The sequence below is a fragment of the Candidatus Thiodiazotropha sp. CDECU1 genome (genome assembly GCF_963455295.1).
Taxonomy (GTDB): domain Bacteria; phylum Pseudomonadota; class Gammaproteobacteria; order Chromatiales; family Chromatiaceae; genus Thiodiazotropha.
The window spans coordinates 562,231-575,500 of record NZ_OY734020.1; the positions used below are offsets into that span (position 1 = coordinate 562,231).

Here is a 13,270-nt window from a genome sequence, read left to right on the forward strand (position 1 = left end):
TATCTCAGGCTTCGCCCATGGCTGCAAGGGCTTCCACCTGCTGCTCGCGCAATAGGGGTTCGATGACCTGATCCAGGGAGCCTGTCATCACTTCATCCAGCTTGTAGAGCGTGAGATTGATACGGTGGTCGGTGAGTCGGTTCTGCGGAAAGTTATAGGTACGGATACGCTCCGAGCGATCACCGCTGCCAACCTGGAGTTTACGTGAGCTGGCCTGTTCGTTGACGATCTTTTCCTGGGCCTGGGAGAGCAGCTTGGCCTGCAGCAGCGACATGGCCCGGGCCTTGTTTTTGTGCTGGGAGCGTTCATCCTGGCACTCCACCACGATGCCGCTGGGCAGATGGGTCAGGCGTACCGCAGAGTCGGTCTTGTTGACATGTTGTCCGCCGGCGCCGGAGGCGCGGTAGGTGTCGATGCGCAGGTCGTTGCTGTTTATATCCACCTCGTCGACCCCCTCTGCCTCGGGCAGGATCGCCACGGTACAGGCGGAGGTATGGATACGCCCCTGGGATTCCGTCTCGGGAACCCGCTGCACCCGGTGCGTCCCCGATTCGAATTTCAAGCGGGAGTAGACCGCATTGCCACTGATGCGACACACCACCTCCTTGTAACCGCCGTGTTCACCCGGGCTCTCGCTGATGGTTTCGGTCTGCCACTGTTGACTTTCGGCATAGCGCAGATACATACGATGCAGGTCACTGGCGAAGAGCGCCGCCTCGGCGCCACCGGTACCGGCGCGTACCTCGAGAAACACATTGCGCTGATCGTTGGGATCGGCGGGGATCAGCAGCAGCTGTAGTTCCGGCTCCAGGCGCTGCTTGATCGCCTGTGCCATGGCCAGCTCCTCTTTTGCAAGGGAGGCCATTTCAGGATCATTCATCATTTCCTGGGCGGCGGAGACATCCTCTTCGGCAGTGACATAGCCTCGATATGCCTCCACCACCGGTTCCAATTGGGCATATTCACGCCCCAGGTCGCGAAACTGATTCTGCTTGTTCTGGATTTCCGGATCGGCGAGGAGGGCGGTAATCTCTTCGAAGCGTTCTGCGATCTGGTCGAGCTTGCCGCGCAGCGAAGACTTCATGATTTGGTTTCTGTTTTATTGAGCTGAAACAGCGTATTGGCTGCTTCGAGCAACTCCATCTGGCCATTGAATCCGGCTTGTCGCATCTGCGTGCTGGGGGTGTGCAACAATTTGTTGGTGAGGGTGTGCGCCATGAATTGCATCACCTCCTCCGGTGACTTGCCTTTGGCCAGTTGCTGCAACGCTTTCTGCATCACTTCATCCCGCAGTCGCTCGGCATAATTTCGATAGTCCTGTATCAAACCCACTGCATCCAGTGAGCGCAGCCATCCCATATACTCACCCACATAGTGCTCGATGATCTCCTCCGCCTGTTCGGCCGCCTCTTCCCTGGAGCGCATGTTCTCCTGAATCACCTCATCCAGATCGTCCACCGTGTAGAGATAGATATCGCTCAAATCGGCCACTTCGGGCTCGATATCCCTGGGTACTGCGATATCGACCATGAAGATCGGGCTGTGCTTGCGCTCCTTGAGGGCGCTCTCCACGCTCCCCTTACCCAATACCGGCAACGGGCTGGCGGTGGATGATATGACGATATCCGCCTCGGCCAGGTGGGTGCTGAGTTCAGTCAAGGCAATGGCGTAGCCGTCAAACTGGGATGCCAGGTTATGCGCCTTCTCCACCGTGCGGTTGGCGACGATGATTCGCCCTATTCCGTGTTGATTGAGATGACGGGCCGCCAGTTCGATGGTCTCGCCGGCCCCGATCAAGAGTGCGGTCTGCTCGGATAGCTCACTGAATATCTGCTTGGCCAGGCTGACCGCCGCAAATGCCACAGATACAGGGCTGTTGCCGATGGCGGTATCGGTACGGATCTGTTTTGCGGCGGAGAAGGCGTGTTGGAATAGTTTGAACAGCAGTTTTCCGGTGGTGCCCGCGTCGGTGGCGGTTTGAAAGGCGGTTTTCACCTGTCCCAAAATCTGTGGTTCACCCAGCACCAGGGAGTCCAGGCCGCAGGATACCCGCAGCAGGTGCTTGATGGCGTCGAGCCCGAAATGGCAATAGAGGTAGGGTGAGACACGATTCTCAGAGAGGCCGTGAAAGCGGCTGATCCAATCCGCCAGAGGCTCATGATCCTCTTGATTGACCGAACAGTAGATCTCGGTGCGATTGCAGGTGGAGAGGATAACTGTCTCCTCGACCGCCGGGTTATCCTGCAGGCTGCGCAAGGCCCCGACGATGATATCCGGGCCAAAGGTCACCTTCTCGCGGACATCCACGGGGGCGGTTTTATGGTTCAGTCCTAGTGCGATTATGGACATTCGATACCGGGGGTTGCCTTAAACAAAAGGGAAATTTTGTTATATCAAAGAGTTGAATTCAAGTTTAATCCATCTGCTTCGGCCCTGCAGCGGATGAATTGTGCAGTCATGACCAATTTCCTCTTAAGTGGATCTTAATAATTGGCGGCCATTATTGTCGAGAGCTTAAAAATAAGTAAAAGCTATTACCACCATTAACAATTAAGGTTAACCCCGATTGCTAAATGACCGGGTTCACTGTTATAAATGTGATCTGAATACTAAAAAAACGCCCATAAGAAATACCTAATTCAATAATATATAGGGTGGTTCAGCCCATCTAAACCGCCCAAAACAGGAGGATCAGTCTATGCAGGTGCAAAAGTTTGTGGCCGCTGCACTCACCGGTGGTTTGTTTATTTCCAGTAGTGCCATCGCGGGGGTAGCCAAAGATCTGCCTTTGCCTAGCGGAACCCCGGATGCGGATGCGATTGCGGATCAGGTCTATTTTGTCAACCATTTCTATGCATTGAAGAATTTCGGTATCACCAACAACAACAAGGATCCCAAACGGAGCAACCGTGCCACACCCGGCAAGATAACTGTGATTGTCAACAAGTCCGCCGGCAGCAAGCCAACCACCATCACCGTAGAGCGCTATCTGAACAATGAATACGGAGACAGCGCCACCAACGCCCAGGATATCGCCATCTTCCGCTCCGGTAAGTTGAAAGGCACCGGTATGTTGATCACCGACTATGTGGATGACAACAAGAGCCAGTCCTACTCCATCTGGCTGCCGGCATTGCGCAAGATCCGTCGCTTTGCCGAACCTGCTCATGATGATGCCTGGGGCGGTACCGACTTCACATTCGGTGACGTAACCTTGCGTAAGCCCAAGGACGAAACCCATGAACTGCTGGGTACCGAGACCTTCAACGACTGTCTTGGCGCCATCGCTAAAGCGGAATCCAAAAACAAGTACCTGCCCAACCCCCCCGAGGCGGCCTGTGATCATAAGGGCAAAGAGGTATATAAGCTGAAGAGCACTACCAAGCGTGAGAACTGGTGGTACGATCATCGCGTGAGTTACGTGGATAGCAAGACATTCGCCGATTACCGCACCGAGTATTTCAAGGGGGGTGAGAAGGTGAAAGTGATCGACCGAGACTGGAGATCTCTCGATCAGGATGATCCTCGCGCCCAATACTGGGGTTACTGGTATGGCAAGACCTCCGCCTCGGGTCATGAGACTTGGGCGGTAATCCCCAAGGAGATCGTCCAGTTCAATCAGGGATGGGCATCGGACTTCTGGTCAGAAAAGACCTTGAGAAAAATAAAACGCTAATCATAAATGGGTCTGCCCCGGTCAGGGGCAGGCCGAATAAAATCCGGCTGGCCGGTAATCGGCGGCCATACACATCATCGGATCCGGCAATAGTGACAATAAGGGCTGCCGGTTATCGTTGAACCCGGGAGGAACAATTCATGTTCAAACGCTGTAAGTTGCATCAATCGATCCTGCTTGCCTTGATATTGCCTAGTGTGGCGATTGCTGAAGTCGAGATCACTGGCTATCTGAAGAATGAAACATCTGTCTTTACTCGCGACGGCCAAGTGACCGGTGAGGCGGACTCGATGCTTGATGAGAGAGGTCACGATAAAGGGGATTTGCTGAAATTCGAAAACTCGGCCCGTCTTTTCCTAAATGGGTACCTGGGTGAAGAGAGTACCTGGCACGCCGATCTGAACTTTATCTACGATTCCGAAGGCGTGAATGACTACTATAAGGGACATGAGCTCTACACCCAGCACGACTATGTAAGAGAGCTGTATGTGGATACCTCGGCTCTGGGCTGGGATATGCGCTTGGGTAAACAGCAGGTGGTTTGGGGCACGGCTGACGGTATCAAATTGCTGGATATCATCAATCCCACCGATTTTCGCGAACTCAACCAGAATGCCATGGAAGACTCCCGGATTCCGATCTGGATGATCAATGCGGAACGCAATATCGGTGATAACAGCAACGTACAGCTCATCGTCTCCCAGGTGGAAGAGAACAAGATCCCGGGACTCAATCCAAATGGTGATGCCGGACATCCCTTCCTGATGAAGGGGGTTGAGACTATCAGTGGCCAAGTAAACGGCTTTTATAATGTGGCACCTGCCCTGAGTAATGTGGCGGCCACCTTCAATGGCGCCGCAATGGGGGGTGGGTTTACCGGCGGTATGCCACTGCCTGTGGGCCTGAATCTTTTTGCAGGTCTGACCGTGGACGGATTTGCCGGTAACTTCTGGGACGCAGCGACAACGCCAGGATTGTTGAATCCAACGGTACCCACTGATCCAGTGGCCGCACCGGGCTGGTTGTTGCTGAATGCCTTCAGCCAGTTCGGTTTTACCGGACAGCCTGGTTTCCCTGCCGGCTTGAACGATCCCAATGGCAACTACGGCAGCACCAACCTGATGCCGATCACAGGTCTCACGCCACTTTCACCCACAGAGGTGACCTGGGATCCGGAAAATGCAAGCTCTGCCTTTGAGTTCATGTCGAATGCGACATTCGCAACCTTCAACACCTTTACCAGCTTCAGTCCAACGGCACCCACAGGTCTGACCGGCACTACCAGCGAGTGGGTGCGTGACTATCCGGATGACAGCGATGTGAATGCCGGTTTTCGTTTTCGCAACTCCACCGATGGTGGTCTTAACTGGTCTTTCAACTATTTCCACCACTATGGTGCCAATCCGGATCTCGATCTGAGCTGGCGCAATTCCGCCGGGGATGAATTGGCCGTGCAGCTCGCACCGACCCTGTTCTTCGATACCAACGGCACTGCCGGTCCGCAGCAGGACGATACCTACGTACCAGATGTCGCAACCAGTTTGACCCGGGATCAGGCCAGGGCGAATTGGGATATGGCCAACCCCACCACCATCCTGGTGCACGATGGAACCGGTTCCACATACTACGGCGCCCTTGATCCGAGTGCCGTATTGCCGGGCTTGGCGGATGGCAATCCTTTAAATGATGCAATGGTGATGGGTGCAGGGGCACCGACTCTACGTTTCACCGAGACCCTGCATCGGGTTAACAGTGTTGGCGCTTCCTTCGACTATGCACTCGATATGGGTGATATCCCATTGGTGCTTAGAGGTGAGTTTCTCTATGACGAGGGAGACAAGCAACCTGTTATCGACAAATTCCTGCTCTCCATCGGCGACCTGACCAACGCCCTGAAGATGGAGGATGCCGACTACTTCAAATATGTCTTGGGTGCTGATGTCACTGTCGCCACCAACCTGCTTGTCAGCGGTCAGTTCATCCAGTTCCGTAATCTCGACTTCGTCGACGAGAAAGACAGCTGTATGACCCAAACCGGTGTGACCGTGGATTGTAGCCGTTATACCGCAGACTTCCCGACCATGAACCTGGGCAACGGCTTGATGAAGGGGTATGAGGACAAGGAGTTTTACTCGTTCTTCCTGTCCAAGCCCTTTGGTGATTCCCAGGAGCATCGTTGGAATAATATCTTCATCTACGAAGAGGGTGGCGGCAAATGGAATCGTCTCGATATCGAGTACACCTTTACCGATACCATTCTTGGCTCAGTGGAGTGGAACAACTACTGGGGTGATGAAGATACAACCTTCGGTCAGTTTGAGAACAGCTCAAACTTCCAGGTTGGTCTGAAGTGGATCTTCGAATAATTCGAAAAACAGTCCTGCTTCAATCATCTTAAGCAACTGGAGATGCCCGGTGAGAATACCGGGCAGCTCTTACCAAACAGCGCTTTCACGGGGATCGAGCCATGAGTGGTTCTGTGTCAAGCAACGGATCAGGAAATCGATGGGCTGAAGGTTACGCGAACTTTGTTATCAAATTTCGCTGGCCCTTGATGCTGATCTTACTGGTGGTCACCATCGTTGCCGCCTTGCAGGTCAAGTATCTGGATATGCGCAATGATCCGGATACCCTGTTGCCTCCCAGCAATCGTTACGTAGCGACCAATCTGTATGCCGAATACAACTTCGGCATGGGTAATCTGATGGTCTTCACGCTGCGCATCAAGGAGGGGGATGTCTACAAGAACTGGTTCATCAACAAGGTCCAGGAGATTCACGACAGACTCGTCGCGCTACCAAAGGCACGGGAATCCAATTTCATCGATATCGCCGCGAAGAAGATCAAGTTTATGGGGGCCGATGAGAACGGCCTGGTCTTCAAGCGTCTGATCCCCACCGAAGGTATCAGCAGCGACCAGGAAAAGGCGCAACAGCAGCTGGCCTTTCTTAAAGAGGGTATAGAGACCAATCCCGTCATCGGTCCGATGCTGGTCGGGTTTGAGGATGCCGAAGGGAATAAATGCGAATTTCAGGATAGGGAAAAGAACAACTGCACCGCCAAATCCCTCTACATCATCGGCGACTATACCGATGAAGTTAAGGAGATCTATCTGCCCTGGGTGAGGGAGATCAGGGCGATGATGGATGAGTATGGTGAGGATGAAAGGTTCGAACTACTGGTGGCGGGCGAACCCTACTTCCTGGCGTGGATGCTGGCCGACCTGGTGAATAAGTGGTGGTTGTTCGTCATCTCTTTTGCCATCGTTATCGCCGCACTCTGGTTTGAATTCCGCAACTGGCGCGGTTCCCTGTTTCCGATCATCGGGGTCAGTGCAACGATTGTGCTGACACTGGGATTGATGGGATTTTCCGCTTTTAAACTGACCACCATGATGGTGTTGACCCCGATGTTGTTGCTCGCGATAGGGATAGGACACTCGGTGCAGGTAACGCGACGTTTTATGCAGGAGCAGGCTACCTCGGGGGATTGCGAATCGGCCGCCAGGGTCGCAATATCCCACACCATCGTACCGGCCACTCTCTCGATCGTGACCGATATGGTCGGCTTCGCCACCCTGGCGACAGTGGATATCTCATTCTACAAGGCCTATGCCTACTTCGGTATGTTCGGCATGCTGACCCTGCTGTTTACCACCACCACCTTGATCCCATTGCTGATGATGACCTTTCCCTGCAGCCAGGTTGATATGACTGAGGGCCATGAGCAATCGTGGGAGACCAAGGTGGGCGGGGTTATCACCGGTATGTTGAATGGTCCGGGCAAGGCGCTTCCCATCCTTTTTGTAATCGGAATCTTCGCCTGGTCTATCTACTATACGGAAATAGGCCGGGGTATCTCCGGCATGCTGGCCGGTGAGGCTGGGAGGGAAGATCCGGAGGTGGCCAGAATACAGGATGAGTTCGACATCATGCCGGGGGTTGAAAAGGGCATCAACTACTCCCGTGCGGCGTTCAAGGAGAAGTCGATCACCATCCAGCATATCGAACGACTGAATAAGATCATGCCGGGGGTGATATCGGTATCCATCCCGATTCGGGGTAAGGAACCGGTACAAGAGCTGTGCGTGGATACCTACTTTCCGGAAGAGATCTATGATATCGAGGATCCGCTGGAGAAGGTTGCCGCCTGTGAAAAGGCCAAGCTTGAATTGGCCTGCTGGGATCCCGATCCCTGTGGTGCTCAGGGTATCTTCAATGAGGCCGATGTACTTGCCGACATCGAGGCGATGGAGGAGTGGATGCGCGCTCATCCGTTCATCGGTTTCACCGGCTCCTATGCGCAATATATCCGGCTCGTGAATATGCTGCTCACGGCTGAGCCGGGTGAGCAACCGGATGTCGCTGATCTGTATATCCCCACCTCGGAAAAATTGCGCTCCATCGATCCCGATGACGACAGGAGCGGTGACGGCATCGTGCAACTCTATAACGGTCTGTTGGAGACCATGACCGAAGAGGGAGACATGGACTCCTTCGTGATGAAGAACTGGAACGAAGGCGTGGTGATGGGATTCATCAACACCATGGATCCCATAGAGGCCCATGTAGTCACCATGGATATCCAGCAATACATCGAGGAGCACAAGAACGACACCGGCTTCAGCAAGGTCAACTTCGGTTTGCGCTCAGGCCCGGTGGAAGATCTTTCCGGTGACAGCAACGAGTTGTCTGTCGACGGCCCTGATTATATCAGGCCTGGGGTGGGTGGTTTCCTGGGTGCCACAGAGGCCACGCGTGAGGTCGCGGTGGATAACTGGCTAACCGGCCCTTTGTTGACAGCAACAGCTGTATTTATCATCGCCGCCCTGATATTCCGTTCCGTCGTGGTCTCGATAATCCTTATGGTACTGCTGTTCATCACCCTGTTCGCCCAGTATGGTCTTGGTGGTTTTATGACCAGTGTGCAAAACTGGTCGGGCAATCTGGCTTTCCATCTTCAGGTGGCGCTGAGTATCGCCATGGGACTTGGTATCGATTATGGCATCTATATGATGTCGAGGCTGAAAGAGGAGATGCAGGCAACCGCGGGGGATTGGCAGCAGTCGTTGATCAATACGTTGAATACTACCGGCTCGGCAGTGATCATTTCAGTAATCGTACTGCTTGGTTGTTTCATACCATTGCTGAATACCGATCTTGCCAACACCTGGGGCTTGGGGATATATATCAGTCAGGCATTATTGATCGATGTAGTCACAGCCCTCACCATCCTGCCGATGATGGTAGCGTGGCTGAAACCAAAGTTTGTTTTTGGTAGATATAAAAACTAAAAAAGACCAACTGCGCTGAATCACTGATTCAGTTCAGGCTCAAGCCGGTGTTCAGCGCCGGCTTTTTTATGTGCGACGAAAAAGTGAATGAGATTGATACCCTAATGACCGGATAGGGTGAGTATTATACCCACTGTGTCTCTCCTGTTTTTCTGAGCATGGTCCAGAATACCTACAAGGGCGGTCTAAGATGAATGCAAGTGAGAAAGCGGATTCGTAGTATTTAATAGATCCTCACATCTCGCATTTAGGGCCTGTTAACACTAATCCAATATGCCCTGCTGGGGCTGTTTTCGTGCCCAGCAAGGCAGAATGAGCGTGGTGTAGCGCGGCTACATGAGCGAATGATAACGCCGCTGGGCGCAAAAACAGCCCCAGCCCTTCGGGTTGAGCCTGAAAAAGCGCCACTCGGCGTTGCTCGTCGTTCATTTGGAATAACCAAACTTCTCTCCTCGCGCCTTGATTGGCACTTTTTCAGGCTCAACAGGGCATATTGGATTAGTGTTAACAGGCCCTAGCCCGAAACGTTGTCGTCGTTTCCAACCCCTCGTAACCATAGCACGGTATCTCTAGTGTAAAGGCGATGATTTTTATCCATTTCGGCTATTTCCGTAGAGATCGTCTACAGACTCCAGAGTTACGATTTATACCCTTCGTTCTTAGTGATATGGATGTCACGGATAGGTGAAAGTTGTTATGCCTACTAACCTTAAAGCTCCATCACCCGATTGATCAGACATTTATAGGTATCAGTCAGTTTCGCTGGAATGAGTCCAAAGTGGGTTACAGGTCGGTGCATATTGCCCCCAGCCATGAGAGTGTAAGGGTGGTGAAACCCAATGCATCCCTGCATGAAGCCTGAAATAGCCCCAAATCTAGTATTTTTGAAATTTATCGGTATTGCTTGTGAATAAATCGACTATTTCTGCTTCAGTGAATTTTCGGTTAGCCGACAACAGTACTGGGGATATGTTGACAATCTGCAGCGAATGGTGCGTAACCAATCTGTTTGGACAGCAATACAAGGTTGAATGATGAAAGGGAATCAAATTGCGAAATACCAGGATGTTGATCCGGATACTGAGAACCCTGTGCTTCTTTATTGCGATGAAGTACACGAAATCTACTGGTTGGGTATTCCGGAGCACACTGCGTTTCGAAGCAATATCTATCTGATTAAGTCCGGCGATGAAGCATTGATTGTTGATCCGGGACATCAGGCATACTTCGAGAAGACCAGGGAACGTGTAGCCCAGGTATTGGATCCTGAAATGGTCAGTGGTCTGATTATCTGCCATCAGGATCCTGATGTGGCGGCATCAATGCCGCAGTGGCTGGAAGTAAATCCGAAGATGTCGATCTTTACTACACCGCGAACGCAAGTCCTTTTGCCGTACTATGGAGTCGGTGAGTATCACTGGTACGACGTGGTCGAAGAACCTGCATTCACTTTCAAAAGCGGTAAGAGGATCAATTTTACCGAGGCACCCTATCTACATTTTGCTGGTGCATTCACCAGTTTCGATGAATCGAGCGGTTTTTTGTTTTCCGGGGATATATGGGCAGCCATTCAGCTTGAATGGCGCTTGATTGTAGATGATTTTGAAGCGCATGAGTCGGTCTTGGATCTATTTCATGTGGATTATATGGCCTCGAATATCGCTTGCCGCGGTTATATTGAAAAAATCCGCAAGTATCAGATCAATGCTGTATTGCCGCAACACGGTTCAATTATTGATTCGAATAATGTTGATCATGCGTTACGCTATTTGAATTCTCTGGTATGTGGTACTGATATTATGTATCCGTATTTAACAACGTAAATGGTCAGTGGCACCGACAACAGAATCGAGGCACTTGAACAGCAACTGAAGCTGTTTAAGGAATCGTCACGTCAAAGCAATCTCGTCCGTAAACGTTATCAGGATGCACTCTCGATTCTTAAACAGAAGGATTTAGAGTTAAAGAAGAGTAAACAATTAATCGAGAAAGATCTCAAAATGTTGAAAGCAATGCAGCAGCAGTTAATTGAAAAGGAGAAATTTGCAGCATTGGGATCGCTCGTGGCCGGTGTGGCACATGAGGTGAACACGCCGATTGGTGTAGCCATGACTTCGATTTCTGCCTGCAATGAAGAGGTCAGGCAGTTGAAAAAGTTGTATGAGGAGGAAGAGCTTTCTGAAAGTGACATGGATACGTTCTTTGAAACTGTTCATGAGTCGATGTATCTAGCCAAGTCGGGCCTCGATCAGGCAGCAAGGTTGATCAGCAGCTTCAAGATGATATCGGTTGATCAGAATTTCGACGATATACGGCAGTTTGATGTATGTGAATACCTCCGAGACATAATTCGTACATTTAAGAACCAGTTAAAGAAAACAAAGATTCAAGTGGATCTCGATTGCCCACAACAACTGATCGTAAAGACCTATCCTGGATCACTATCGCAAATATTAAACAACCTTCTTTCTAATGTGATTAATCACGCATATAAGCCACAAGAACCTGGGGTCGTTCATATTAAAATCGAACAACAAGGTAATCTTCTGAACCTATTGGTTGAGGATTATGGCAAGGGTATGGATGCGGCGTTGAAAGATACAATTTTTCAACCATTTATCACAACGGCACGGGATAGGGGTGGTAGCGGTCTTGGACTCAATATTGTCTATAATCTAGTTGCACAGCGCTTTGGCGGCGAGATTGAGGTTCAAAGCAAACCTGGAGAGGGGAGTCGTTTTAATATTTCGTTAGTGGTGGAAGCATTGGAATAACAAGCGATGGCTAAACTATTTTTTGCAAAAAAATCAAAAAAGAAAAGGCTTTCTGAAATAGGTTGGAAAATACTTATTGTTGACGACGATGAGAGTGTGCATCAGGTTACAGAACTGGCGCTGAAGCACTTTGATTATAAGGGGCGCAAACTCAGTTTCATCTCCGCTTATTCGGCTCAGGAAGCGATGGAAACAGCACGTAAGGAACGTGATATAGCAATCGTTTTGCTTGATGTAGTGATGGAAACCGAGAACGCGGGTTTCGAAGTTGTCGAGTATGTGAGGAATGTTCTGGGCAACAACCATATGCGGATAATTCTGCGTACTGGGCAACCGGGGTATGCGCCTGAGCGATATGTAATCGATCACTACGATATCAATGATTATAAGGAGAAAACTGAACTCACACAGGAAAAGCTATATACATCTGTACGCATGGGACTCAAGTCCTACGAGTTTATCACTGCACTGAACAGCCAGAAAAGATCATTGGAATATATCGTTCAAGCTGCGCCAGCGATATTCAAAATCACCTCACTTGAAGACTTTTTTCGTTCCATATTGAATGCCATTATCGATTTGTTAGGCATCTCCGAAGGGCGCAGTAAAGTGGATTCGCTCTCTGGATTCATCGCTTATCCGGTAACGGAGGATGGTGAATACAAGATTTGTTATGGAATAAACAATCAGGGGAATTGGGAGGAGGATGAAGAGAAGATTGCTGTAATGCTGCACAGGCTCCATCCTCAGCTCGACAGTATCCAAGGTGTATTCAATGTGGAAGAGGGTACTTTTGCCATACCGATAAAGGATAAAAATGAGATCGTTGCCGCCATATTGCTGGAAAATCTAGGTCATATCAGTGAACATGCCAAGCGATTGCTGAACATTCTGTCGATGCAGGCGAGTTCCGCATTCAAGAATATCGACCTGTTTGAACTGATATCAAGAGAACATCAGGAGACTATAAATCTGTTGGCCGTTGCCTCTGAATATAAGGATGAAAACACGGGAGAACATATCAGAAGAATTGAATTGATAACCAGTATGCTCGCCCAGGAACTCGGTATAAGCAAGGAAGAGGCGATTCAGATGGGACAGGCAGCGACTCTGCACGATATCGGCAAACTGTCAGTGCCCGACAGCGTGTTGCAAAAACCGGGAAAGCTGACTAATGAAGAGTTCGATACAATAAAATTGCATACACTTAACGGTGAGAAAATACTTGCTGGGCATGGCCATTTGAAATTGGCCAGCGAGATCGCAAGAACACATCATGAGCGCTATGACGGATCAGGCTATCCTAATGGCCTTGTCGGAGACGACATACCGCTTAGTGGCAGAATTACTGCGTTGGCCGATGTTTATGATGCACTTTCCAATGAAAGACCATATAAAGATGCCTGGCCGAGTGAGGAGGTATTGGAGCTGATAGGAAGTGAGCGGGGGAAACACTTCGATCCAGATGTTGTGGACGCATTTTTTCGGCTTATAAAGAAGGCTGTACTGTAAATAACACCTTGATCA

The 13,270-nt window shown here is 50.6% G+C and carries 8 protein-coding genes; 6 read left to right on the forward strand and 2 right to left on the reverse strand.

Annotated features, from left to right (window positions below):
• Window positions 1-4 precede the first annotated feature (4 nt).
• The gene (prfA, locus tag R2K28_RS02485) at window positions 5-1,084 is read right to left on the reverse strand and encodes a peptide chain release factor 1 (RefSeq protein ID WP_316367846.1); all 1,080 of its coding nucleotides are present in this window, start codon (window positions 1,082-1,084) and stop codon (window positions 5-7) included.
• On the reverse strand, window positions 1,081-2,349 hold the full coding sequence (gene hemA, locus R2K28_RS02490) for a glutamyl-tRNA reductase (protein ID WP_116445743.1): 1,269 nt from the start codon (window positions 2,347-2,349) through the stop codon (window positions 1,081-1,083). Before hemA ends, prfA begins: the two co-directional genes overlap by 4 nt.
• A 349-nt stretch (window positions 2,350-2,698) precedes the next feature.
• Between hemA and R2K28_RS02495 the strand changes: the two genes are divergently transcribed.
• From R2K28_RS02495 to R2K28_RS02520, 6 genes are all read left to right on the forward strand, one after another.
• Window positions 2,699-3,676: an outer membrane lipoprotein-sorting protein gene (locus R2K28_RS02495; RefSeq protein ID WP_316367847.1), complete on the forward strand. Its 978-nt coding sequence runs from the start codon at window positions 2,699-2,701 to the stop codon at window positions 3,674-3,676.
• 140 nt (window positions 3,677-3,816) lie between these two features.
• Window positions 3,817-6,042, forward strand: coding sequence for an RNA polymerase-associated protein rapA (locus R2K28_RS02500; protein WP_316367848.1), 2,226 nt, complete (start codon window positions 3,817-3,819; stop codon window positions 6,040-6,042).
• 188 nt (window positions 6,043-6,230) lie between these two features.
• Window positions 6,231-8,969, forward strand: a complete 2,739-nt coding sequence (locus tag R2K28_RS02505) for an efflux RND transporter permease subunit (protein ID WP_316367849.1) — start codon at window positions 6,231-6,233, stop codon at window positions 8,967-8,969.
• Between the two features lie 1,031 nt (window positions 8,970-10,000).
• Window positions 10,001-10,792 carry an MBL fold metallo-hydrolase gene (locus R2K28_RS02510; RefSeq protein WP_316367850.1) on the forward strand — a complete coding sequence of 264 codons (792 nt, stop codon included), beginning with the start codon at window positions 10,001-10,003 and terminating at the stop codon, window positions 10,790-10,792.
• Window positions 10,793-11,743 carry a sensor histidine kinase gene (locus R2K28_RS02515; RefSeq protein WP_316367851.1) on the forward strand — a complete coding sequence of 317 codons (951 nt, stop codon included), beginning with the start codon at window positions 10,793-10,795 and terminating at the stop codon, window positions 11,741-11,743.
• 6 nt (window positions 11,744-11,749) lie between these two features.
• The gene (locus R2K28_RS02520; protein ID WP_316367852.1) at window positions 11,750-13,255 is read left to right on the forward strand and encodes a response regulator; all 1,506 of its coding nucleotides are present in this window, start codon (window positions 11,750-11,752) and stop codon (window positions 13,253-13,255) included.
• The last annotated feature ends 15 nt before the right edge of the window (window positions 13,256-13,270 follow it).